Raw genomic sequence first — 26,122 nt, forward strand, 5'->3', positions numbered from 1 at the left:
GCAAGGCCTTGGGGTGTAGTCGCCATAATTTCTTCCTTTCAGGCTGAAAGCCTAGCTCAGCACTTCGGTAAACACCGTCTTGATGCAAAATGGGATCAAGCTACTTTTCCAAGGAATGAATGTTGACATGCTCTTATGAAAAAACTTTACACGGTTAAACAATGGTTTCCGCCATGGGTGCTGACGGGTTTTAGCGGGAATTTATGGGGAATAGGGTGGGAAATGCGGCTAAAACCAGCCATGTTGAATGGGGTAAGTTACCATGGGTAAAACCCATGGCTATGGATGTGTCGCCCCTCCGGGGCTGGCTTTCTAGTATATATCACACACCATACCAGGGATCAAGCAATATTTGCGAGGGCAGCTTCCTTAGAAGGATGGCATTTTATTTATGAACTAGATAAATCCAAGCTTTGCCGATAAGCCCCCTTCATCAGCAAAGGCATGTGCATCGTAAACTTTTAAGTCACGTAAGCCAAGGATTAAAAGGAGCAACACAGATTTTCAATGCCTCAAGCATCCTATCTGTGTACATCAGTGTTCATCCGTGACCAAAGAGCAACCACAGGTGGCAAAGAACATATTTACCCACCGAAATAGGCTGGCCTCAACATTTCGGAATGATCCAAAAAAAACCCTTCTTGGTTTTAACAAGAAGGGCTGCTATTCAATATTCAATGCTTACGTTTAGACTTTTTCGAGTCCAGAAGATTTGGATTTCTTCAGAATGGCTTTTATCGTTTTTTCGGATGGTTCCAGCACCATATCGTTAAGCCGACCAAGCATGTCCAGCGTATCCAGATATTCCTGCATCAAGCATTTGTCCTTTTGCAAAATCTGCTCAAAGGCAATGCTTTCCTCATCGCTCATTTCCTGATATACATATTGTATCAGTTGTTCACTTGGGGTAAAATATTTTGTCATAGGCAACATTTATTTGTTTCAACTTTTTGCGCATGTTGATGAGCGCGTACCGCATTCTTCCAAGTGCCGTGTTGATGCTTACACCCGTCTGGTCAGCAATTTCCTGAAAACTCAAATCCATATAATGCCGCATGATCAGCACCTGTTTTTGGCTCTCTGGAAGTTCATCAATAAGATCTCTTACCAAAGCGTGAGTTTCGTCTTTGACCTGCTGGTCTTCGACATTGGAATCAGCAAATTTTAGTGTATTGAACAGATTAGAGCCATCCTCCATCATAATGAAAGGATAACGCTTCATCTTCCTGAAATAGTCTACAGCCAAGTTGTGCGCGATCCGCATCAACCACGGCTGAAATTTTCCTTCTTCGTTATATCGGTCTGAATTCAAGGTCTGGATAACTTTGACAAATACATCTTGAAGTAAATCTTCTGCCAAACCCTGATCTTTTACTATCATATAAATCGTCGTAAACACACGGGATTTATATTTATCTACCAACACTTCAAAAGCAGCCTCGCTCCCATTTCTATACTGAGCGATCAATTCACTGTCTTTCGGTCTTAACCTTTTACTCATAAATTCTGACGTTTAAATAACGTAGAAGTCTACTTCATATTGCGGGATTTAGGGTTGAAACAATAGTTGTTAAAGCCAAATGTAGATATTTGAAATACACAATGCAATGAAACAACTGATTTTTTTATTAAATTTATAGGCATCTTAGATGGATAATCCAAATTAAAGATTGTTATTTTCGTTTCAGCAGAATATTCGACTGATTGCTAAAACAGGAAAAATAATCTTAACCATAGTCAATTTTTGTACCAAAACATACGAAAAACCGTACCGCCATGGACTTGTAACAAAAATTCTTCTTAAAGTAATAAAACTACATATTTTTCGTAACCTAGATGGCGCGTTTATTGTGGAGCTCATGTGATACCTGTGGAAATAGTCAACAACGCTTTAAAAAATTTGTCATGCACCGATTCATGTTAAAAAATTGCTTTTTTTTGCTATTGTGCATTTGCCTAGGCTCGTGTAATGTCACTACCCCGAAGGAAGAAAACACTATAGAACTTATCGGAATTCATCACATCGAATTGACCGATCTCAAACCGTGTATCAACGTAAGCTTCAACGGAACCTTAGCCCAAAAAAACACACTTTCAGACCTGCTTGAAAGCGATGACATGAAGGAATTTAGGGTGGATAAAACCAATGAAAACTTCTACAAAGATGGCATGTACGACAACAAAGACCAAACAGGAAGTTTTATTTATGGTGTCAACTATACCATAGTGCTGAATAGCCTTTCCGAAAAAGACCGCATCAGTGAACTGCTCAAAGAGAAAGACATTCCTGCCAACATCAACAGTAATGGGTACTTTGTATCCCCTGAAACGAACAGTACGTTACAGGACAAGGCATTCCAAAAAGCCTTGGCAAATGCCAAAACCCGCATCACCGCCTATGCCGACTCCCTTGATATGCACGCTGAAATAATCGGGGTGGAAGAGTTGGATGATTATCAACTATACCCTGTAGATGGGATTGTCTACAATGATAAATTGATCAAAAAAATCAAAGTTAAGGCTCATTTAGTGGAGGATTAATCCGTCGGGGAACTTTTCCAGTGAATTCAGCTTTAAACAAATTACCAATTCACAGGTTGACTTGGTATCTTTGTACGCTATGAATGAGACAACTGCCTTGAATCCATCATCGATAGAGAATTTAGACCCCAAATCATATATCATCATCAAAAATGCTCGGGTAAACAACCTGAAAAACCTGAGCGTGGCCATTCCCCGAAACAAATTGGTCGTGGTTACTGGACTGTCAGGTTCCGGTAAATCCAGTTTGGCTTTTGACACCTTATTTGCAGAAGGCCAACGGATGTACGTTGAGAGCTTGAGTTCGTACGCTCGTCAATTTCTGGGGAGGATGGAAAAACCAGATGTAGAGTACATCAAAGGGGTTTCACCAGCCATTGCCATCCAACAAAAAGTGAGCACCAAAAACCCAAGGTCCACCGTAGGAACCACCACGGAGATCTATGATTACCTCAAGCTCCTTTTTAGTCGGATTGGCCGAACCATTTCACCCGTTAGTGGCGAAGAGGTAAAACACCATACGGTAACCGATGTGGTGGATTTTATCCATGGCTTCGAGGAAGGTGAAAAGGTAATGATCAGCTGTCCCCTTCAGGCCAACGCTTCCAGGACGATGCAAAAGGAATTGGAAGTATTGCTTCAAAAAGGCTTTACAAGGATCATCATCGAAGGGGAAGTCTATTACGTCGAAGACTTGCTTGAGGAAAAAACCATTCCTGATGGTGACATAGAAATCCTGATCGATCGGGCGGTGGTAAGGAAAGACGATGAAGACAACCATTTCCGCATCGCCGACAGTGTGCAGACTGCTTTCTTCGAAGGTCATGGGGATTGCTTTGTGGTCATTCCCGGAAAAGAAACCAGAAAATTCAGTGATCGTTTCGAACTGGACGGTTTGTCCTTTGAGCTTCCATCAGTCAACTTCTTTAGCTTTAACAATCCCTATGGGGCTTGTAAAACCTGCGAAGGTTTTGGTTCTGTGTTGGGCATAGACCCTGATTTGGTGATTCCTGACAAGTCGCTGTCCATTTATGAGGGAGCGATTGCCCCTTGGCGTGGGGAGACCACTAAAAAATGGGCAGCTCCTTTGATCAAAAACGGCATTCACTTTGACTTTCCCATTCATCGGCCATACGAAGAGTTGGATGAAGCCCATAAGGACTTGATATGGAAGGGAAACAGTTACTTTAAGGGCCTCGATGCTTTTTTTGAGCATTTACAAAGCAAAACCCATAAAATTCAATACCGGGTAATGCTCTCACGTTTTCGTGGAAGGACCACTTGTCCAGACTGTAAAGGCACCAGACTCCGGAAGGATGCGGCCTATGTCAAGGTCAACGGTCACTCTATTACGGACATTGTTTTGATGCCTATAGACCGGGCATTGGCATTTTTTCAAAACATTCAGCTAACCGAAGCGGAAGAAAAAACCGCCAATCGACTCCTCAAAGAGATCTTAAACCGGCTGGAATATATCGATAAAGTAGGGCTGGGCTATCTGACGTTGAACCGGCTTACCTCAAGCCTGTCGGGAGGAGAGTATCAGCGGATCAAGCTGGCCACTTCCCTAGGAAGTGCATTGGTAGGATCCATGTATATCCTCGATGAGCCCAGCATTGGCCTCCATCCCAGAGACTCGGATCGGCTTATTTCCGTGCTAAAATCCCTAAGGGACATGGGCAATACCGTCATCGTGGTGGAGCATGAGGAAAAAATCATGAAGGCTGCAGACGAAATCGTGGACATCGGGCCGGAAGCAGGGGTCAATGGTGGAAAATTGGTTTTCCAGGGCAAGCTGGACGAACTCCTCGCCCACGGAGAAACCTATACCGCAAAATACCTGAAAGGTGAAGAGAAAATTGACATCAAACAAGGCAACAGGAAGTGGAAGGACAAAATACTGATCAATGGTGCCCGTGAAAACAACCTCAAAAACATCAATGTCCAGATACCGCTCAACACCCTCACCGTGATCACGGGCGTCAGTGGCTCGGGAAAATCCACACTGATCAAAAAAGTGCTATATCCGGCCTTGGGCAAAATACTGGGGACGGTAATTGATGAAACGGGAAAATTCGACAAGCTAGAAGGGGATTATAAATCCATTAGCCAAGTGGAATTTGTGGATCAAAATCCCATCGGGAAGTCCTCTCGTTCAAATCCCGTGACTTACGTGAAGGCTTATGATGCCATCAGAAGTTTATTTGCGGACCAGCCAGTGGCCAAGCAGCGGGGGTATAAGCCTGCCTTTTTCAGCTTCAATGTGGATGGCGGACGTTGTGAAGCCTGCCAAGGGGAAGGCACACAGAAGATCGAAATGCAGTTTATGGCTGACATTTTTCTGACGTGCGAATCCTGCAAGGGCAAACGCTTCAAAAACGAGATCTTGGACATCACGTACAAAGATAAAAACATTGCGGATGTGCTGGAGATGACCATCGATGAAGCCATGGAATTCTTCCAAGGGAAAAACGCGATCATTTCCCGCCTCCAACCGCTACAAGAAGTGGGGCTGGGCTATATTGGCCTTGGGCAGTCGTCAAACACCCTCAGTGGCGGGGAAGCGCAGCGGGTAAAGTTGGCTTCTTTTCTCGGAAAAGGAGGCAACAAAGCCAAGGACCATGTGTTGTTTATCTTTGATGAACCCACCACGGGACTACACTTCCACGACATCAAGAAACTGTTGTATTCCATCAATGCCTTGATTGAAGAGGGACACTCTGTCATCATCATCGAACATAACACTGAAGTCATCAAGTCTGCGGACTGGGTGATTGATTTAGGACCAGAAGGAGGAGAGCGGGGCGGAAACGTGACCTTTGAAGGCACACCTGAAGCCCTTAGGGAAGTGAAGGATAATTACACGGCAAAGTACCTGAGAGAATCGTTTTCCTAGCGGAATGTTAGCCCATGGTTATCATTTGGGCAAAAAGAAACTTTTCCGATGGCTTTTGGGTTGGAAAAATTAAGTTCCTGTAAAACCTATTCCGGGTCAAGCGACCTGTTCCATCTCATTCGTAAATTTGGGGCACTGGATCAGGTATAAGTCAATTAAACATTAGTTGAGGCGTCAAGATTTTTAACGAGAAATGAAACACCATATCTATCTTCACATTATTACTTGGGCATTTTTAGGCCTTACCTTTTCATGCAATCCTCCGCAAGCCACAGAGCAAACTTCTCCATTGGGCTGGACGGCGATCAGCACGCCCACATCGGCTTCCCTCAGGGGACTTTCTCCGCTGACAGAAGACATCGCCTGGGCCACGGGCAGTAATGGGCTATGGATGCTGACCTTGGATGGTGGGGCATCTTGGAAAAAGGGCGTCATTGCGGGGCTGGACACCGTGGATTTCAGGGACATCGAAGCCTTCGATGCTAGCACAGCAGTGGCTGTCTCAGCAGGTCAACCTGCAGTAATCTACAAGACCACAGATGGAGGAAAGTCATGGAAAAAGCACTATCAAGGGCCTGAAGAGGCCTTCTTGGACGGATTGGCCTTTGTGGATGACAGGAGAGGATATGCCTATGGTGATCCAGTGGATGGTAAATGGATGGTTTTGCTCACCCTAAATGGCGGGGATTCCTGGGAGCCTCTTACCCGAACACCAAAAGTTCCTGAAGGAGAAGCGAGCTTTGCGGCAAGTGGATCCGGAATTGTAGCCAAAGGCCATGAAATTTGGATTGCCAGTGGAGGCCTGAAAAGCAATATCTACTATTCGGAAAATGGCGGCGTGGATTGGGATACTATTCCGGCACCATTTATACAAGGAGAGCCTTCCCAAGGCATCTTTTCCCTGACCTTCATGAACAAAAGACACCTGGTCGCTGTCGGTGGAGATTACCTTGATCCGGACAATACTTCCAAAAACAGCGCCTTTTCATTTGATCATGGCAAGACTTGGCAAACTCCTCAAGGCACTCCTCCTGCTGGCTACCGATCCGGGGTCGCATATTTCCCCGAAAAGAGTTGGCTGGTGGCTGTCGGCCCCAACGGCGCGGACTATTCCGTTGATGGAGGTGAAAACTGGACAAAATTCTCAGATTATGGGCTCCATGCCGTAAAATTAGCTAAAAATGAAGGGTCCCTTTGGGCATCTGGACCAGAAGGAAAAATCGCCAAACTGGAATATTAACGGCCAAGCCAAGGTGATAACTGACAAATATTACCAGCAATCCTTGTTTAAAAATAATTGTAGGGATTTATTATTAATTCAATGGGTTTAATGTTATATTAGGAAAGGCTTGGTTAGAAACAGTAGCTTTTTATCTTACTTGGAGAGGTATATTGCTAAGCCATACCAAATTAACCCGATAACGTTGACCCAAAATGTTTGAAATTATTCCATCTATATGGATTATCAATGGAAAGTGTGTTCGCCTGAAAAAAGGGGACTTTACCACCGAACAGGTGATTTCCGATAACCCGCTTGAGATTGCACAAGAATTTGAAAATTGCGGTATTGAGCGCATTCATCTGGTAGATTTGGACGGTGCCCGAAGAGGAAGTCCTAAAAACTATCATATTTTACATACCATTTCTGCCTATACTTCATTAATCGTAGATTTCACCGGAGGTGTCGGAACGGATGGAGACATCATCAAGGTTTTTGAACATGGTGCCAAAACCATCACCGCTGCCACCGTAGCGGCCAATTCCCCTGAGAAATTCTCCCAGTGGTTGATTTCTTACGGGCGGGAAAAAATCAATATGGCCGCCGATACTGACCCCAAAGACCACCTGATCAAAATTAAAGGCTGGCAGAAAAACACCGATATCCACTTGTATGATCAGATTTCTTATTTTTATGACAGAGGTCTAAAGTACCTAAAATGCTCTGATATCACCAGAGAAGGGGTCATGGAAGGCCCTAACTTTAAACTTTATGAAGAAATTATTGCCCGCTTCCCCAACCTTCATTTGGTCGCCAGTGGTGGGGTTCGGAACGTGGACGACTTTAAGCGATTAAAGGAATTGGGATTGAGAGGCGTGGTATTCGGAAAGGCTTATTATTCAGGAAACATCACGGCTGAAGAACTGAAAACCTTCGTTGCGAGCTGTAAAGCTCCTATTTAGCGGCAAGGTTCATTCGATCATCATTCTTCGCATCAAAAACCATTTAGGGTGCAGGTTTTCGCCTGCACCTTCTCTTTATGCCTTCGTCAGAGATACCAAGTGCATGCTGTAACCAGCACTGAATAGAATTTATACTGGCTTGATCCCATAAAACCTATACTTGGACTTCTATTGTTCCCGTACCGCTGCGGCCAAAAGGTCCAAGTCTTCCTTGGTATGGTACGCGGAGAGAATGATCCGGTCTACCGGCGCATCTTCCGGTCGAGGATAAGAAAAGGAGGAGATCATCACCCCCTTATCGAGAAGCTTTTGGGCCCACCCGGAATTTCTAAAGGTCACAACGGGAAAGCGGGGATCGTAACGAAGCGCAGCTTTGGTGTCCTCATCCAAGTGGCCAAAAAAGTACTCCATATTTTCCTGAAGTAATGATTGCTGCCGTGAATAAAGGCTTTCGGCGTTTAGAAAAGCCTCGCAATAGCCCGGTGCTGCAGGAGAGGCACCCCGGAAGATCGCACTGTTTTTAACCTTTTCGATAAAGAAAGCATCACCTAAGATCATCCCAGCAGGAATCGCCAAGGCTTTTCCCAAAGACCCCACGACGATCAAGCGTGCAGGAAGGGATTTCCATTGGCCATAGGTGCCATAGATGCCTTTTCCCAAAAGCCCGAAAGCATGACTGTCATCAATAAGCAAATAGTACGTGTTTTCTGCTGAAAGCTGTTTTACCCAATGAAAATCATGCACGGAGGGCAAAATAGTGTCCACGGCATTGGAGAGGATGGCAATGGTTTTGCCTTTGGTATGGTGGCTTCTCTCGATGCATTCCTGAGCATATTCGCCAAAAGACTGAGAGGGGTCTGGCTGAAAATGTGCCGGAAGAATCGCCGGATGGGCATCAGGGGCAGCCCATACCTCATCGGCAAGGGCATACAAAAGGGTTTGGGAAAGGTATCCAGCCATGAAACCGCTACTGAGCAACGCTCCAAACGGAGCGCCAGCTTCACGGGCAAACTGCTGTTCCAAAGCATCGTACACTTCCAGCTGCACATTACTAAACCGACTGGCGCCATGATTGGGGCCGTACTGCTGAATGCCCTGGATGATATGCTTTTCAAATGCCGGCACACTGCCCATTCCCAAATAAGCAGTACCGCTGAAATACCGGTAATCGCGGCCTTCCCAAGGGATAATACGATCAATTTTATGGGGAATGGGGTGGTGCTGCATGGGATGTTCCAAAAGTTTTGCGGTGCTCGCTATAGTTTGGGGATGTGGATCAGGTGTCGGCTAATGGATCGATTTGACGAATGGACTGCCCTTAAATCAGATCAATTCCGCGCCAATGCCTGGGCCTTCGGGGAAAGTGACTTTTCCAGGTTCTATGTGCACGCCTTTGGCAATGTCCTTTGCCAGCAACATCGCCCCGTCCATGTCCACATAATCCAGCAAAGGAGCGATATGGGCAATGGCCGTCACCCCCACCGATGATTCCGTCATACATCCTACCATGGTCTGCATGCCCAGAGATTTGGCCTCATAAAGCATGCGCAGCCCGGGAGTGATGCCTCCAGCTTTCACCAACTTGACATTGATCCCGTGAAAATATCCGTGGCACTTCTTGACATCCGCTTCCACGATACAGCTTTCATCGGCAATGACGGGCAGCTTACTGTGTTGGTAAACCTCCTTCATGCCTTCCAAATCATCCTTTGCCAGTGGCTGCTCCATAAATTCCACCTGGAGCTTCTTTAGTTCATGGGAATACGTAATGGCCTGCTCAGCATTCCAGGCGCAATTGGCATCTATACGGAAGATGGCCTTGGTATGCTTCCGAAGTTCCCGGACAATCTCCAGGTCATGATCCGTTCCCAGCTTGATCTTATAGAGGGGCCAATCCAGCTCCTTCATTTTTTCCACCATTTTTGCCGTGTCAGCAATGCCAATGGTAAAATTGGTGGTCGGAATATTTAAGGGATCCAATTTCAGGTATTCATAAAGCTTGACATCCAGCTTTTTGGTAAACAAGTCCCAAGCGGCCAAATCCAAGGCACACTGGGCAAATGGATTGTCGGCAAATATGGTCTTACATTCCTCCCAAAGTGCTTCTGGAGTATCCCAGTTCCCCGCCTCCACAATCGGCCGGGCATTCTCCAAGGCCGCAGTCATGTTCTCGACCGTCATGCCATAGAACGGATTGGTCGTAGATTCACCAAGGCCATAATGCTCCCCGTCGGTCAAACGTACAATTAACGTTTCCTGTACATCCCGGCTTTGGTGCGCGATGGTAAAGGTATGCTTCAGGGGCAATTGCTTGATCAGTATCTCTAGTTTCATTGGGCTATCCGTGTTGTTTTAAATGCAAATATCGATACTCCTGGCGATTAAATCGCTGGCTGCAGGCTATCAATGTTCAGTATGGTTGTTTTTTCGCTGTTCACACCAAATTATGCTTGAAGTTTATTATTTTGATTGACATTAAAAAGTGAATGATGAATTCCCATGTAAAGTTTTCCGCAGAAACTGCCCAAAATCCCTGAAAACAGTGAGCCAAAGGGATAAAATAAACGTCACTTTTGGAATAGCTAATTTTAAATCGCCACAAAAATGGAGCAATTTGACCTGAAACGATTGAGCATAAAATTAATATTGGGCATAGGCTTTACCTTGGGTTTTCTTTCTTGCGAAACACCCCAAGAAAGTACGAAAAGCCTTCAGGTCTCGGTGCTAAAAGCAGCATTTGAGCAGTACCGTGAACCGGCCATTACACACAGGAGGTTCAAACATGCCGACCTGCAACCGCTGATCGAAAAGCATTCGGAGACTTTTCAAGTATCCACCCTCGGCCAATCGGTCGAGGGACGAACGATCAAGCAGCTGGCCTATGGAAGTGGGGAAACCAAGGTCCTGCTCTGGTCCCAGATGCATGGCGATGAAAGCACCGCAACCATGGCGCTTTTTGACCTGTTTAATTTCCTGGAAGGAAGTGAGGATGATTATGCTCCTATACGAAACGCCGTCAAGGAAAACCTCAGCCTCCATTTCATCCCCATGGTCAATCCCGATGGGGCGGCGCGATTTACACGGCGCAATGCTTACGGCATCGACTTAAACCGTGATGCCATCAGGGAAGTGTCTCCAGAAGCCAAGATTCTTAAGGCTGCACGGGAAGAGTTTGCGGCAGATTTTGGTTTTAACCTCCACGACCAGCAGGTATATTATAACGTCGAACAAACGCCCAAACCCGCTACCATCTCCGTCTTGGCACCGGCATTCAATTATAAAACAGAGGTAAATGACGTCCGCGCCAAAGCCATGCAGGTGATCGTGGGCATGAACCGGATTCTCCAAGAAGTGACGCCTGGCCAAGTGGGCAAATACAATGATGCCTTTGAGCCGAGGGCATTTGGTGACAATTTTCAGAAATGGGGCACCAGCACCATCTTGATCGAGTCAGGTGGCTATCCGGGAGACCCAGATAAACAGTACATTCGCCAGCTCAATTTTATGATCATCTTAAACGCCCTTTATGAAATTGCCACTGGTGACTACACCCGCTTTGCGGTGGAGGACTATTTTCGTATTCCCGATAACGACAATATGCTGATGGACGTGATCCTGAAAAATGTCACCATCAAAAATGATAAGGGAAACTACCAATTGGATTTAGGCATCAAACGGCGCAATGAAGAAACGGGGAATGGCACCTATGCCGTACGCGGAACCTTGGATGATGTGGGAGATCTCTCGGTTTATTACGGCTATCAAGAGCTGGATGCAAGCGGAAAGACCCTCAGTCCGGGAAAAGTCGCTGAAGAAGCGCTGGACTCCCTTAGCAGCCTTACTCCCGAAAAAGCCTTGGCCCTTCTTCGGGATGGCCACCTTGCCGTTAAGGTAAACCACGCTCCCGAGGATGGCTTGCATGATTTGCCCATAGTGGTATTGCATCAACAGGACAGCATTCCCCATGGCATTACCACGGGCAGTGCCGCGAATTTTTTCCTGAAAAGCAACGACCAGCTTACCCACGCCATCGTCAACGGCTACTTGATCGACCTGCAAAAACCAGTCATCAAAGGGCTGAAGCAACGGGTTTGGTAAGCAGTAGTGGAAAAATGCTCGCCTGGACGCACCATATGGAACACCACTGTCGTGCAGGGGCTCTGCCTCAAACATACTGATTCCGATCCCAATTTCACCGGCCGAAGGATCAAATCAGGAAATCTTAAAAGGTGATTTGAAATCCCCACGGGGAACCTTTTGCTAAGCTTAGGAAGCAATGAAGAAGGAAGGAAATTAATTCATGAGAAATAAACCGTTATGAACCCAAAAGTTGATTTTTTCTTTGAAAAGGACAGCAAGTGGCAAGAAGCCTATGGTCACCTGCGGAAATTGGTGCTGGAATGTGGGCTGACAGAGACGCTCAAATGGGGCGTTCCCTGTTACACTTACCCTTCAGGAAAGACCGGAAAGCCTGCCAATGTGGTACTAATCCATGGCTTTAAGGAATATTGCGCCTTGCTATTCCACAAGGGAGCCCTCCTAAAAGACACCGATTCCCTGCTCATCCAGCAGACCGAAAATGTGCAGGCAGCACGTCAAATTAGGTTTACGAGCACGCAGGAAATTTCGGACAATCTTCCTGTCTTAAAAGCCTATATTTATCAAGCCATTGAGGTCGAAAAGGCGGGCTTGGAAGTGAAGCTCAAAAAGACCAAGGAGTTTGACATGCCTGAAGAATTTAAAGAATACCTCGATCAGAACCCCGACCTGAAAAAGGCCTTTGAACACCTTACGCCGGGGAGACAGCGGGGCTACTTGCTCCACTTTGCCCAACCCAAGCAGTCCAAGACCAAGGTTTCCAGGATTGAAAAGGCCATTCCAAGAATCTTTGACGGTTTGGGGTTGAACGATTAGCGTGTCGTAATTTTATGGATAAACTGAAGGCCTAACGAAGTGAAAAGATGAGTACCAATAAAAAATTAGACAACGAAGCGTCCGAGGAGCTATTGGCCACTTTGAAGGGCCGTTTTGAGCAGTATCCACAGCGGCACCAAGGGCTGCAATGGGCAGCCATCGAGGATAAACTTTTAGCGCACCCTTCTCGCCTTTGGTCCATCGACCAAATGGAAGCCACCGGTGGGGAGCCGGATGTCATTGGCCTGGATAAAGCTACGGACCAATACATTTTTTGTGATTGTGCTGCAGAAAGCCCCAAAGGGCGAAGGAGTATTTGCTACGATCATGACGCGCGAATAGGGCGTAAAAAGTACCCTCCACAAGACAGTGCAGTGGAAATGGCCGCGATGATGGGCATCGATCTTTTGAATGAAGAACAGTACCGTTTGCTTCAAACACTGGGGGAGTTTGACCTTAAAACCTCCAGCTGGATCCATACACCTGCAGCCATCCGCAAACTGGGCGGAGCGTTGTTTTGTGATCGGCGATATGACACCGTTTTTCTTTACCATAATGGCGCGGACTCCTATTATGGAGCCCGTGGGTTCAGGGGAACGGTAAGGGTTTAGCTAAACCCTCAAATAGGCTTTGATGTCAGAGGGAAATTTGCGGTAACGATATATCGCCCCGATGGAAATGGCCAACAAAATGGCCACACACCAGTACACCCAAGTGGGGATAGGCACGGGGTCGCCTTTGGCATAAGAATGCAGGCCCGAGAGGTAATAGTTTACGCCAAAAGAGGTCATGATGATGGAAGCAAACGCCCAAAGGCTGGCCAATTGGTACACCATGAAGTTTTTCAGCCCAGGCACCAACCGAAGGTGGAGAACACAAGCATATACCAAAATCGAAATCAACGCCCATGTCTCCTTAGGGTCCCATGCCCAGTAGCGTCCCCAGCTTTCATTGGCCCATACACCGCCCAGAAAAGTCCCAATGGCCAAAAGGAATAGGCCTATGGTAATCGCCAATTCATTTACAATGGACAGCTCCAACAGGCTCTTCCACCATTTGACCAGTGGATGCTTAGGGGTAAAGAGCAAAAGGATCATCGTCAGCAGGGCCATCACAGCCGCCAGTGCCAATGGCGCATAACTACTGACAATAATGGCCACGTGGATCTTCAGCCAATAAGAATGAAGCACAGGCATGAGGTTCGTGATCTCCGGATTGAGCCACTCCAAAAATGCCACGAACAACAGCGTACCAGAGAACAGTAAGCCTAGGGGAACGGTAAACCTGGATTTTCTGGAAAAAATCAGCCCAAAAAACAAGACGCCCCAACCCACAAAGACCAACATCTCAAATCCATCACTCCACGGTGGATGCAGGGCAATGTACCACCGAAGGCCAAGGTGAAAGGTAAAGACAAGCATCCCCAGCGCACTCAATACCATGCCAATGTTCCAGAAGCGCTGCAGCCATTTATCCTCCCTAAAGGTGCCCCATATCGCCAGCACCAACATCAACAGGCCTAACAGCCAAAAGATGCCAAAAAGGCGATTGCCCAAGCTCAGTTTATTGTATAACAGCTCCGCTTCAATGCGGTCTTCTGAAGGATAAACAGGTGCACCTGCCTTTTGCTGGTACAGGGAAATATAGTCCAGAGAGGCCGTGGCGTTGTCCCATTGCCCCGTTTCCAGCCCTTCCTGCAGCCCTTGCAGGTAAATACCTGTGATATGCTGGACAAATTTCATGTCCTCCTCGGGGAAGTTTTGGCGGTAATTTTCACGGGTAAACCACGTATGGTTTTCATCCAGCCGGTTTGGAAAGAGCTTCAAGAAGTCTCCTGTAAGCAAGCCAAAGAAAATATTGAACCGCTCATCTACCTTTAGGAGTTCATTGTCAGCTTCATTCCGCTCCGAAGGTTTGAGCAAGTGCACTTTTTCCACTTGCTGTTGGAGCTTGTATTGGCCTTCTGCGTCGAGAAAATCCAAAAAACTCACCTTTCCGGTAGGGGAAAGCCCGAGCCACTCGTAAATCATTTGCCCTTTTTCGGCGTCGATCTTAATCAACGGCAAACTTCCCATCATCTCCGGATACATCTGCACTGCCAGCAATAACTGTTCGGGGTTTAGGGTCACCTCACTGCCCTCCAAGGAAACAGTGGTTTTACCGGAAAGCTTTCGGACGATCTCATTGGCCAGGGTATTGAGCGGCTTCATGCGCCCATCCAGATCTTGGACGACCAACATCCCATATTGCTCCGCTTGGCCTTCCGGAACCACCCATTCGGCCTGCTGATCCATGGTTTGTCCCTGCCCTAAAGCAGGCAAGCACATCAAGCCCAGCAATACCGTTTGGGCCTTTATCTTTTTGAGGTGTTGGTTTAGCTGCCGGAAACGGCTGTTGTAAGTGAATAGCGTGAAAAACATGCCAAGTCCCAGTAAAAAATACCCGACATACGTCAACGTACTTCCCAACCTGTCCTGATTGATAGAGAGGACAGTACCTTGCTCATCCATATCATAGGAGGCCTGATAAAACCGGTAGCCACCATGATCCAGCACATTGTTCATGTAAATCCGGTAATCAAAAGAAGAGGTAGCATCCTCCACCACCAGATTACTGGCATAGCTGGAGGGACTCTGGCTGCCGGGGTACCGCTGCATTTCAAAATCTTTCAAGTAAAGCGAAAAGGGCAATGTATGGGCTTTGGGACCGTAAGTATATTCATATTGGGTGTCCTGGTAGCGGAAACGCCTCCATTCAGGCGCAAGCTTCACGATCGAGACATATTGCCGGTCGATGACTTGGCCATCATGATCCAAGACTTCCATAAGCACCGCATCGGGAAGCTGCTCGGCCAGTTTGGGATCTTGCACCTCCTCATAGGTCAATTGACTGTTTTCATGGATCCCCTTGATGACAAAGGCTCCATTCTCCCATTGGTAAAGGCTTCGCAATTTTAGGGGTTTTACATCCCCTGAATGCAGCACGCCAAGTTGTTGATTGCTCATTTGCATCACTTGTAGGTGAACATCACTGGCAATCATCCAGGTGGAATCCGTTTTATAAATCTTTATGGGCGAAGCACTCTCCTCATCTGTAGCCAGCTGCAGATCGTTCATCGCCAGGTTTTTACCGATGGGCAATATCATGTCCTCGCGACCACTTCCCATGGTCACAGCCATGTCCAGATAATCCTGCTCACCGGGCATAAATTCCGGCTTGGCATGGGGGATGTAGCGGGTGATATTGACGCTCAGCTGATCTTGGAAAGGAAGGGATACGGTAGTGGCCTGAAAGGTCTTGTCCGTTAATTTCAACGGCTTGAAGAAACGCTGGGAATTCCCCTCTTTCAACGCCCGTACCTGTAGGTATTTCTCTTGGGAATAATAAGTGTTTTGGGCTTGCCCTTCCCGGATGTGAATGGTACCGGCATGGCTAAAATACCGCGTAATACCTGCCGCCAAAATAATGATGACAAAGGCAACGTGAAAGAGCCCAATGGGCCATTTCTTTCGGCTAAAAAGCTGATACCTCTGGATGTTGGCCAAAAAGTTGATGGCCAACAGCACCATGATCATCTCAAACCACCACGACTCATAAATCAAGGACCAAGCTGCAGGCGTGCCAAAATCGTTTTCAATAAAGGTGGCCACCGCCATGGCCAAAGCAAAAGAAATCAAGAGAACCAGCATGAATTTGCTGGAGATCAGCAATTTTAATAATCGCATAAAAGGGCTTCGTTATTCAATATGAGTTTATGGTCAAAGGTATAGCCGGAGCTCGAAATTACTCGTTCGATATCATTTCGATGGTATATCCAGCTTCCCGCTTTTTGCCTTCCTCTAACCACTTTGGCACCACTTCTTCAAGGAATTTTTCTTTTTGTGCCCGTTGCTTTTCCATGTCCATCCCGACATATGCCTGGAGTGCTTCGGTATCTTTAAAATCCGGCATTTCCACCGGCTTATTATGCCCAAGGTCAGCCAGTAAACGGGCCAATTGGAGGCGGGCCTCTTCGATGATGGATGTCCCCGAGGTGATGATGCTGTTCGTGGGCAGCGGGGCATGGAAAGCCGCCCCATGAGAGGCCACCGCATAGTCCCAGCGCCATTGGGCATGACGGATGCCTTCCTGAATAGGCTTCATCTGGTCCTCAGCAGCTCCGAGTTCCCAAGCCTTTCCTGCTTCGATATGGGCCATGGCAACGAGACGCATGAGCTTTTGGGCCCCTTGTTTGACCATCCGCTGCCGCTCAAAGACGTCGGTGATCAGGTCTTCTTTTTTCTCCCGGTGACAGACAAAACACGAATTTTCCACATTGCTCAGCGGTGAGCCGATATGGTGATCCGTAAATTTCTGCCCGCCTTCGGTTTTATAAGGCATGTGACAGTCGGCACAGGAAACGCCCCTTTTGGCATGTACTCCTAAGGAATAAAGCTCATAGTCCGGGTGCTGGGCTTTGAGCATGGGCGTTTTGCTGATGGGATGTACCCAGTCCGAAAATTCCAATTCGTCATAATAGGCCTCCATGGATTCGACATCCATCCCGTCTTTCCAAGGGAAGGTCAAATACTGGGCCCCTTCTTTCCCTGGGGCATCTTTCGCAAAATAATACTCGACATGACACTGTGCACAAACCAAGCTTCGCATTTGCTGGTAACTCGATTCGTTGATGTTTTTGCCCATGGCTTCAAAGGCTTCGATCAATGCTGGTCTGGTAATGGTAAGGTTCATGGTTTCGGGATTATGACAATCTGCGCAGCCTATGGGATTGATCACTTCGGCACCTAGGTCCGACCATTTTTTACTATAAAATTCGGTCACGCCAATTTCTTTCATCAGCCGGGGCACATCGGGACTTTTGCAGGTCCAGCAGGTACTGGGCATAGGACCTTCGCCTGCTTCCATGGGAGCACCTGTCCGCAGGATCTTCCGAATGTCCTCCACGGCATGGGCATGGCCTTTAGGCTGGTTATATTCCTTGCTGAAGCCGTAACCTGCCCAGAGGATCACCAGCTCGGGATCTTCCTCCAAGACTGCCGCATGGCCGGAAGTATTGTACATACTATGAAAACTGGTGTCTTTGGTTTTCATATAGGACTGGTATTGCCGGGGATAATTGAGCCCCCAGATGGAATCCCGAGGTTCGATATTCCCAATGTCCACTTTAGGTTGGTAGGCGTATTTGGCCTCGTTTTTCCGGTCCATGATGGAATACGCTAACATGGCAAGAAGGAAAACCACTACCGCCGTAATTAAAAATAAAATCCAGTTTTTCATAGCCCTAATCGTTTGATTCGTGTTGATTGGTTTGTTTTTGCATGGAGGATCTTAGCCAAGCAGGAATCACCTCCTGGTCTTTGGGAGCATATTCTTTAATGGGTTCAATTTGATAGCCTACCGACGAAAGGCTTTTGACTTTGCCATGCGGCACATCCCGATGGCATTCCCAACAAGTGCGATCGGTTCGCTTTTCCTTGTGATGCTCCACAAAAACCATCATTTTGGCATCAGTGACCTGATCCTGATGGCAGCGGATACAGTTACTTTGGATCACCGCTTGGGAGGGCGCCAGTGCCCTGATGACTTCGGGCTCTTTCCTCAGCGTAAAAATGGATGCATGGTAAAGTCCGTCCTTTGCTTTGAAGAAATATTTGTTAAACACGTTGTCATGAGGCACGTGGCAATCGTTACAATGCGCCACTTCACGGTGAGAACTGTGGGTCCACGTGATGTATTGGGGCGTCATCAGGTGACAATTGACACAAGCTTGGGGGGCATCGGAAAGATAAGAAGCAGCATTACTGAGCTTCAACACATAAATCCCCAAGCCCACTATCGCCGCCACCAGTACGATCGCCGGTTTGCGCCAGCGATGCGGTGGAACCAGGTTCCACTGAAAAAGCCTCCTTTTTGTGGTCTGCCAAAAGCCCATGGTTTGTGTTTTTTAAATTTTAAAAAGTATTCATTCACCCGACACAAGGCGAACAAGTAACTGACTATAAGCACTATCAAGATAATTATTTTAGTCCGTTTTATTGAGTCAAAAACATTAAAAATTGACCAATTTTCATTAATTATTGGCATAAAGGAGTAAAATGTAAATAAAATTGATCTATTTGTTCACCACATACCACCTAAAATATACTGATGATTTTGCTCATTCCTTTTTGTGCTAAAGCCCTATTTTAGTAGGTTTGTTCGAAAAATCAATCCCCTCTAAAAATCCCATGAAGTCAACTTGCTTTCAATATAAGGACATCAATCAAGCAGCATTTTTCCTTGTCGTTATACTTTACCTTGGCATATCCCCCCTGAAGCACAGCATGGCCCAAGAAAATACCCGGCCAAATGTCATCCTAATCATGACAGACGATCAGGGCTATGGTGATTTTGGATTTACGGGTAATCCACATGTTCAAACCCCGGTATTGGACGGATTGGCGGAAGAAAGCATGTTTTTTGATCAGTTTTACGTCTCTCCCGTTTGTGCCCCGACTCGGGCGAGCCTTATGACGGGAAGGTATTCTTTACGTACTGGCATCAGGGACACATACAATGGGGGCGCCATCATGGCCACCGAGGAGGTGACCATAGCAGAAATGCTCAAAGATGCGGGGTATCGTACAGGTATTTTTGGAAAGTGGCACTTGGGCGATAATTACCCCTCCCGACCGATGGACCAAGGGTTTGACGAATCAGTGATCCATCTATCAGGAGGAATGGGCCAGGTAGGTGATATTACCACCTATTACCAAGGTGACAGCAGCTATTTTGACCCGGTTTTATGGCACAATGGCCAACAGGAATCATATAAAGGATACTGTACCGACATTTTTACCCAAGAGGCAATCGCATTCGTCTCGGATCATGATGGAGGAGAAAAAAGGCAGCCTTTCTTCGTTTACTTGTCCTTAAACGCTCCCCATACTCCGCTACAGGTCCCTGACGAATATTACCAAAAATACAAAGACATCGATCCAACTTCAGGCCTGGATGAGGCCATGATGCCTTCCCAAGAAATGACGGAAAGCGACAAAGAGCATGCCCGCAGAGTATACGCCATGGTCGAAAACATCGATGACAACCTCGGACGGCTTTTTCAACAACTGAAAGCCCTTTCCCTTGAAGAAAATACCATTGTTATCTTTATGACCGACAATGGCCCACAGCACTACCGATACTTGGCTGGGATGCGTGGAAAAAAGGCCACCGTTTATCAGGGAGGGGTAAGAACACCTTTTTTGCTTAAATATCCATCAAAATACCCTTCAGCCAAAACCATTACCACCGCTGGCACGCATATGGATGTGCTTCCGACCTTGTCAGCCCTATGCCACGCCCCACTTCCCGAAGACAGGAAAATTGATGGCCATAGCTTGGTTCCACTTTTGGAAGGAGAATCCGTAAATTGGGCCGATAGGCCACTGTTTTTTTATTGGACGAGAAGGTATCCTGAGCAATACCAAAACATGGCACTCCAAAAAGGCCCCCTCAGGCTGGTGGCCTATGCCGATTATGATGCCAAGTGGGATGACTTTCAGCTCTATGACATCAGTAGTGATCATGCCGAACAGCAGGATCTTAGCCGTAAAAAACCTGCAGAAACACAGCAACTAAAAAACACGCTGGATACCTTGTACCGTGAGTTGATTGCGTCTCCTCACTTGATCCACCAACCGGTGATCGAAATTGGGCATCCAGCAGAAAATCCATCCATCTTAAACAGGAACGATGCCGGCGGAGCACGGGACATCTGGAGTCAAGAGGAAATTTATGGCAAATGGTACGTAAAAAGTCACCAAGGAAAATACACGATCAAATTTAAGTTTCTGAATCCTGTGCCCGCCGGTGGAGACATGCTACTGGAAGTAGGGCCTCGTGTATTTAGCATGCAGGTGGATACCAGCTCCGATTGGGTCACCATGGAGAATGTTTCCCTGGAAGACATGAAAGGCGATTTTGTCCCTTTCTATTCCGTTAAAGGGAAAAAGATTCTCCCCTTTTGGGTGGAAGTGAAAAGGGAAAATGATGATCAATAAGCGTTTTGACTACTTTTGGTGAGACGTAGCAGGTAAGGGCTTCTTTAAAAGGCCTCTCCAATTCGGAAATAGACGCCCCAATCATCCTTGCCCACGGCTGCATCCAAGCCAATGTTAAACTTCACCGTCTTAAAGGCCCGGTAGCGGTAGCCCACTCCTGCGCCTGGATATAGCTTCCAATTAAAACTATCCGTATCCGAACCGTAAATGGTGGCCATCCCTGCAAAACCTACCAGCCCCATTTTTTCATTCAGGTTATAGCGGTATTCTCCTTGGAATGCCATCAGGCCATCTCCCCGGTATTTGCCTTGGGAGTATCCGCGGATGTCTTTTCCGCCCACGGTCACTTGTTGCTCAAAGGCAATATCGCCTAGCCCAAATTTCCCCGAAAACCTCGCGGCTAAGACATCCTGGTCGTCCCGCATCGAGAAATACTGATTGTATTCGGACAGGATTTTATTGGCAGATACTTCATTGCCCACCCCTTCAGGATAAGTAATCCACCGTAATCGAGAACGCTTCCCTGTAGTGGGATAATATACTGCATCCCGGGTATCCAGCAAAAGATTTACTTCCAACCCATTGGTTCGTGTGGTGGACGGTGGCTGTACATTGTCTTCGTATTGGGTGTCATAATGCGAAAAGGTATACGTAATGCCCCCGTAAAAGGCCTTCACAATTTGACGCTGGACGCCCACACTAACGATGGTCGTCTTGGTTCCGTAATCGTAAAATCCTGGCGTGTCGACATCATCCATAAAGAACTGCGAATTGTTGTCGCCGGTCAGTCCAAAAAGGGAAATCCGCCATTGGTCTTCTTTCAGGTACCATCGGTTAAACCCGGCAATAAAATAGGATCCATTCGTGGTATAAATGGCCGATAATCCCGACAAGGACTTTGGAGAAATGCTATCTGATGGATCCAACTTATACATCATCATCGGAATGACTCCAAACATAAGTTCCAGGTTACGGTTGTAACTCAGAAAAGGCATCAGGCTGAAATCAACCTTCTTGGCATGCGCTTCTTGAGTGGCAGTGCTGTCGGTAGTATCCTGTCCATTCACCTGACACACGGAAAACACAAGGATAATAGCAGGAAGCAAAAACTTAAAATTCTTCATAAAAGTGGAAGTGGTGCAAAAGGTTTGATATCAATATAATAATAATCTCATGAATTCTTCCGCCACATCACCATTTCAACGTCACTTTATTGATCATTGTGGTCGAGCCACCATTATATTCGATACCAAAACCTCCCTGCTCATTTCGTTCAATATTGGCATTTAAGGACACCTCATCTAGGACTGCTTTGGGATATTGGCTCCGATCATAATCCGCTTCGGTTCGAACTTGAGCGGACATCGTACTTCCGGTAACGCTGAGGGAGATGTGACAGGGCGCCCGGAATGCGCTGGTGGAGACGGGCTCACTGATGGGCGTGACACGATGCTGCTCATACCGAATCAATTGGCAATCCACTGCATTAGAAAATTTGGTCGTGCGTACTATTCGAAGTCCATACCCTGTTTTGGTCACCGGGTCAAATTTGATCAGGACATCCATATAAAGCGGTGCCACGCTGAATCCTTGACCGGCAGTTTTATGTGGTGAAACCACCATAGAAACCGCCATATCCTCCACTTTCTCCAGCATGGGCGAGTAACTCATCGACCCCATTCTCGCCGTTTGTACCAAACCCTCCAAGCCATCTGCTCCACCGGTCCCTTCACCGTACACCCAAGCATCAGTGGGCTGATAGGAAGACCGATAGCCGGAAGATTGCAAGGTATCAAATGTCCAGTAGCCCGGAATGACCTTGGGCTGGTTCTCCACGGCCAAAGTGCTAAAGTCGGTTTCCAGGACATGCGGATCCGCTTTGACATCTGTGGCTTGGATGGGCACTTGTAAAGTCATCCGCTTTTCGGGGCCTGCATCACTCCGAAGATGCTTCGGTGCAATGCCCACCGTTATAAATCTCCCTATATCCCCAGCCGTGAGCTGGTATTTTAAGAGCGGTTTATTGGCCCTTGAAACCGCGATTTTTATGGGATGCTTACCATCTCGATCCATACTTCTGTACCAAGATATTTCCGATTGGTCAGCATAACCAGAGTCCGAAAGTGCATAATCCACCATCAGATGGCCCGTGGAATCAAACTGAATATGGGGTGGTTTGGCAAAGGTGGGCGGTGGCAGTTTAGCTGGAAATATTTCCAACGCATATGCCGCTTCTAAACCAGCAGCCGTAAAAGCCCTCAGCACTACTTTATGGGGAATATCAGTTGTGTTGGCTGGGACTACCTCCAATCGGTTCCCCTCTTCATGTGACACCAGGGATACCTTGTCTTTATCCCCTGCTGAAACTTCCCACTGAACGGGCTGGGGAGCAGCGGGGTAGTTGCCAAAACGAAAAAAGGAAGTTTCCAGCCAAGCGGTGTCCTTGGTGGTTTCCAACTGCTTGGAAGAAGCCGTTATCCTGAGCTGGACAGGTATGTCGGTCAGGTTTTTATCCCGGGAAGAGGCTGCTGCTTTGACCGTTTCCTTGATCTCTTCGGGATCCCATTCATCGTCTCCTTTGAGAAGGTTATAGGTATTGTAAAGCACGCGGTCTTCCAGCTCCAGCCGATAAGCCTGCAGGAGCGGTTTATGGCCGAGGTCGACGGTATTTTGTGGATGGTCTGATCCAATTGAAGCCTGCTTCCCATTTATGGTTACATGATACTGGTAATTCTTCGTCTGGGCTGGTGGATCATCACGCCATGCCAAGGACGTCATCTGGGAAGCGGTAACCCGGGTGTCGATGACCGCTACCTGACCATTTGCCTTGGTAAAATACTGCGCTCCACCGGTAAAAGACCGAATGTCACAATTAAGAAAAACCGCTCCCGTGCCCGTTGTGTGGTAAAACGGCTTGGAGCTGTAAAACTCCAATGTACTGTTCTTATACACGGCCGTACCGCAAAGGGCATCATCGGTGGACTCAAAGTGACATTGATCAAAGAATACCCGTTTTCCTCCCACAAACGGACAAAGGTTCAGGCGACTGATAAAATGCGTGTTTCGGGCCACAATTTTATCTCCATTACAATGAATGAGCTGGGCCTGGACAATGGCATTGGCGCGCCGTTTTCGATTCAGCGTGGGCTTCAAAGGATACGTTAAGTCCACATTGCAGTAGTTGCCAAAGGTAATGTTCTCTGCAGCGGTCCCTTCGCCATCAAACCGGAACATGGTAAAATTACCTTTGGCCCCCAAGGTTTGGCCACGGTTACTGGCCAAAACAACATTTTCTGGATGCGCATTTAGCCCGCGAAAGGTCAACCACTCACAGGCGATTTCCATTCCGTAAGGTACCGGCCTGCCCTCTTTTGGAACCCTGATTTCAGGATCATCGGGATCATCAATCCAGTACACATACGGTGCGATGTACAAAACCATAGGGTTTTCCTCCGTGCCATCGGTAAGGTGGTTGGCTGCTTCTTGGATGGAATTGAACACAAATGGCCACTTGTCAGCCGCCGCATCGCTGAGCTGGCCATCCACGAAAAAGGCTTTTGGCCCAAGGGCAATGCGTGCTCCCTGGTAGCGGATATGGTCACCACCAAAAACAATGGGATCGGAGGGATCAAGTGCCACATAAGCATCTTGTGCCCAACTTAATAGGGGAAGTAAAAAGAAAAGCCCTAGACCTAAGTAATTTTTCATACCATGAAGATAAAAATTACCTGTGAACAAACCTGTTTTACACTTTATATTATATTTGGGCATGAAACTAGACCTCCACACCACCAATACTTCTCAAGAACTACGTACTTGCAAGCGAAAAATTGCCAGCTTAGCACTGGCCCGGATGATCTTGTTTTTGGGCATCGTGGCCCTGACCATCATCGGCCTCACGGAAGTCAGGTGGTTCTTGTTTTTCTTTTTCCCCATGGCGGGACTTTTCATTTACTTGATCCTACTCTTTAACCTTCAAAAGGACCGTCAAGCATTTCTGCAGGCTGTGGCCAACATGGAAGATGAACGCCAACGAAGAAAAGAACGACAGCTCGCTGACTTTGACGGTGGGGAAGCCTTTAAGGACAAAAAGCATCCTTTTTCCAATGACCTGGACTTGTTTGGTGAGCATTCCCTGTTTCAGCTGATCAACCACACCACTGGAGACGGCGGCAGGAAGTTGCTGGCACAATGGATGAAGGCACCCATCGATCCTGAGAAAGCCCAGCAGCGATATACTGCCATCAAGGAACTCTCTACTCACGCAGATTTTATCAAAAAATTTGAAGCCACGGGAAAGGCATTTGTCAAAGAGGAAAAATCCAAGAAACCGTTTTATGATTGGCTGAAGATGCCAAATGCCTGGAGGACGTTTTATTGGCTGCCATTTATTGCCGGGCCCATTGGGGGCATTGCCTTTTTGGGAGGATGGTTATACCTGGACTGGCCAGTAGCTTACCTTTTGATCTGGATGCTGGCGGGTACAGCACTGCTGGGATTGATCTTTCAGCCCTTACTGGTGGCCTTTAAAAACATGCCCGATGAAGGAGACCTGAAAACCTACAGCATATGGGCCCAGGAATTGGAACAATTGGATTTTCAAGATCCCTATTTGAAAAGCCTCCAATCTCCTGTATTGGAAGGAGACTACCGCGCTTCAGCCGCCTTGAAAAGCTTGGAACAGCGTAGCTTTATGGTGCAGAATCGTGCCAATATGATGTACATGATCTTTGATTTGCTCTTTTTGGTGGATTTTGGCGTCTTGTTTTCATTGGAGCAGTGGAAGCAGAAACATGCCAGCAAAGTACAACGCTGGGAAGAAGCCTTCCAAGAGTGGCAGGTTTTGGTGTCCTTGGCAGCCTTTACCCGAGAAGAGGCCTTGAATTGCCCTGTCAGCTGGTCGGATAAAATGATCCTAAACGTCTCTGGACTCAAGCATCCGTTATTGTCGCCCTCGGTATGCGTAGGCAATGATTTTAACCTATCCTCCGAGAAGCAAACCGTCCTGCTGACTGGCTCCAACATGTCCGGGAAAACCACCTTTATGCGCACGGTTGGGATCAATATGGTACTGGCCAACCTTGGCCTTAGCCCTTTTGCCAAATCCTATGAAAGTGGGACTTTTTGGTTGTTTACCAGCATGAGAAATACCGATAACCTCGGGGAAAGTGTCAGTTCCTTTTATGCTGAGCTGGCCCGCATCAAACGTTTATTGGATCAAGCCGAAAAACAACAACCGGTCTTTTACCTTTTGGACGAAATTTTGAAGGGCACCAATACCACCGACCGGGTCATGGGCAGTGAAGCCCTGATCAGGCAACTGGCAGATAGCCATAGCAAAGGCATCATCAGTACGCATGATATCGAATTAGCTGAATTATCAGATAAAATCCCAAGTTTAGTAAACTATAGCTTTCATAGTGATATAAAAGACAATGAAATCCTTTTTGATTACAAGATAAAAAATGGCCCTTGTCCGAGCTTCAATGCCCATAAATTGATGGAATTGATGGGTATTCGCTTTCAGTAAATTACAGGTCTTTGGTAGTTT

General features: G+C 47.0%; 18 protein-coding genes. 9 read left to right on the plus strand and 9 right to left on the minus strand.

Annotation, left to right across the window (positions count from 1 at the left end; genetic code table 11):
• Positions 1-687: 687 nt before the first annotated feature.
• Positions 688-924, minus strand: a complete 237-nt coding sequence (locus tag ECHVI_RS04175; RefSeq protein WP_015264702.1) for a hypothetical protein — start codon at positions 922-924, stop codon at positions 688-690.
• Positions 899-1,501, minus strand: coding sequence for an RNA polymerase sigma factor (locus tag ECHVI_RS04180; protein ID WP_015264703.1), 603 nt, complete (start codon positions 1,499-1,501; stop codon positions 899-901). Before ECHVI_RS04180 ends, ECHVI_RS04175 begins: the two co-directional genes overlap by 26 nt.
• Before the next feature lie 437 nt (positions 1,502-1,938).
• Here ECHVI_RS04180 and ECHVI_RS04190 point away from each other — a divergent pair, with 437 nt between their 5' ends.
• The 4 genes from ECHVI_RS04190 (at position 1,939) to ECHVI_RS04205 (ending at position 7,618) form a co-directional block, all read left to right on the plus strand.
• Positions 1,939-2,541: an SIMPL domain-containing protein gene (locus tag ECHVI_RS04190; protein ID WP_157501208.1), complete on the plus strand. Its 603-nt coding sequence runs from the start codon at positions 1,939-1,941 to the stop codon at positions 2,539-2,541.
• A 79-nt stretch (positions 2,542-2,620) separates the two neighbouring features.
• On the plus strand, positions 2,621-5,437 hold the full coding sequence (gene uvrA / locus ECHVI_RS04195) for an excinuclease ABC subunit UvrA (protein WP_015264705.1): 2,817 nt from the start codon (positions 2,621-2,623) through the stop codon (positions 5,435-5,437).
• Between the two features lie 193 nt (positions 5,438-5,630).
• On the plus strand, positions 5,631-6,677 hold the full coding sequence (locus ECHVI_RS04200) for a WD40/YVTN/BNR-like repeat-containing protein (RefSeq protein WP_015264706.1): 1,047 nt from the start codon (positions 5,631-5,633) through the stop codon (positions 6,675-6,677).
• 194 nt (positions 6,678-6,871) lie between these two features.
• Complete coding sequence (locus tag ECHVI_RS04205) at positions 6,872-7,618, plus strand: 1-(5-phosphoribosyl)-5-[(5-phosphoribosylamino)methylideneamino]imidazole-4-carboxamide isomerase (RefSeq protein WP_015264708.1); 747 nt, start codon at positions 6,872-6,874, stop codon at positions 7,616-7,618.
• A 168-nt stretch (positions 7,619-7,786) separates the two neighbouring features.
• Here ECHVI_RS04205 and ECHVI_RS04210 read toward each other — a convergent pair whose 3' ends face one another.
• Positions 7,787-8,845 (minus strand): aminotransferase class I/II-fold pyridoxal phosphate-dependent enzyme, encoded by a 1,059-nt coding sequence (locus ECHVI_RS04210; protein WP_015264709.1) that lies wholly within the window; start codon positions 8,843-8,845, stop codon positions 7,787-7,789.
• A gap of 96 nt (positions 8,846-8,941) precedes the next feature.
• On the minus strand, positions 8,942-9,952 hold the full coding sequence (locus ECHVI_RS04215) for a dipeptide epimerase (RefSeq protein ID WP_015264710.1): 1,011 nt from the start codon (positions 9,950-9,952) through the stop codon (positions 8,942-8,944).
• A gap of 270 nt (positions 9,953-10,222) precedes the next feature.
• Here ECHVI_RS04215 and ECHVI_RS04220 point away from each other — a divergent pair, with 270 nt between their 5' ends.
• From ECHVI_RS04220 to ECHVI_RS04230, 3 genes are all read left to right on the plus strand, one after another.
• The gene (locus tag ECHVI_RS04220; RefSeq protein WP_015264711.1) at positions 10,223-11,716 is read left to right on the plus strand and encodes a M14 family metallopeptidase; all 1,494 of its coding nucleotides are present in this window, start codon (positions 10,223-10,225) and stop codon (positions 11,714-11,716) included.
• Between the two features lie 219 nt (positions 11,717-11,935).
• Entirely contained in the window at positions 11,936-12,532 is a 597-nt protein-coding gene (locus ECHVI_RS04225; RefSeq protein WP_015264712.1) for a YdeI/OmpD-associated family protein, read from the plus strand.
• 47 nt (positions 12,533-12,579) lie between these two features.
• Positions 12,580-13,143: a DUF4256 domain-containing protein gene (locus tag ECHVI_RS04230; RefSeq protein WP_015264713.1), complete on the plus strand. Its 564-nt coding sequence runs from the start codon at positions 12,580-12,582 to the stop codon at positions 13,141-13,143.
• On the opposite strand, the gene ECHVI_RS04235 is transcribed toward ECHVI_RS04230, so the two are convergent.
• From ECHVI_RS04235 to nrfH, 3 genes are read right to left on the minus strand one after another with little or no spacing between them, the layout of a single operon-like run.
• Entirely contained in the window at positions 13,144-16,257 is a 3,114-nt protein-coding gene (locus ECHVI_RS04235) for a cytochrome c biogenesis protein CcsA (RefSeq protein ID WP_015264714.1), read from the minus strand.
• 58 nt (positions 16,258-16,315) lie between these two features.
• Positions 16,316-17,809 carry an ammonia-forming cytochrome c nitrite reductase gene (gene nrfA / locus ECHVI_RS04240; protein ID WP_015264715.1) on the minus strand — a complete coding sequence of 498 codons (1,494 nt, stop codon included), beginning with the start codon at positions 17,807-17,809 and terminating at the stop codon, positions 16,316-16,318.
• A 4-nt stretch (positions 17,810-17,813) separates the two neighbouring features.
• Entirely contained in the window at positions 17,814-18,464 is a 651-nt protein-coding gene (gene nrfH, locus ECHVI_RS04245) for a cytochrome c nitrite reductase small subunit (protein WP_015264716.1), read from the minus strand.
• A gap of 295 nt (positions 18,465-18,759) precedes the next feature.
• On the opposite strand from nrfH, the gene ECHVI_RS04250 reads away from it, so the two are divergent.
• Positions 18,760-20,571, plus strand: coding sequence for an arylsulfatase (locus ECHVI_RS04250; RefSeq protein WP_015264717.1), 1,812 nt, complete (start codon positions 18,760-18,762; stop codon positions 20,569-20,571).
• Positions 20,572-20,615: 44 nt separating this feature from the next.
• On the opposite strand, the gene ECHVI_RS04255 is transcribed toward ECHVI_RS04250, so the two are convergent.
• Positions 20,616-21,695, minus strand: coding sequence for a BamA/TamA family outer membrane protein (locus ECHVI_RS04255; protein WP_015264718.1), 1,080 nt, complete (start codon positions 21,693-21,695; stop codon positions 20,616-20,618).
• Between the two features lie 67 nt (positions 21,696-21,762).
• Entirely contained in the window at positions 21,763-24,279 is a 2,517-nt protein-coding gene (locus ECHVI_RS04260; protein WP_015264719.1) for a pectinesterase, read from the minus strand.
• A 61-nt stretch (positions 24,280-24,340) separates the two neighbouring features.
• Between ECHVI_RS04260 and ECHVI_RS04265 the strand changes: the two genes are divergently transcribed.
• Positions 24,341-26,101: a MutS-related protein gene (locus tag ECHVI_RS04265; RefSeq protein WP_041738306.1), complete on the plus strand. Its 1,761-nt coding sequence runs from the start codon at positions 24,341-24,343 to the stop codon at positions 26,099-26,101.
• Positions 26,102-26,122 lie beyond the last annotated feature (21 nt).

Origin of the sequence: Echinicola vietnamensis DSM 17526, from assembly GCF_000325705.1 — a bacterium.
Taxonomy (GTDB): domain Bacteria; phylum Bacteroidota; class Bacteroidia; order Cytophagales; family Cyclobacteriaceae; genus Echinicola; species Echinicola vietnamensis.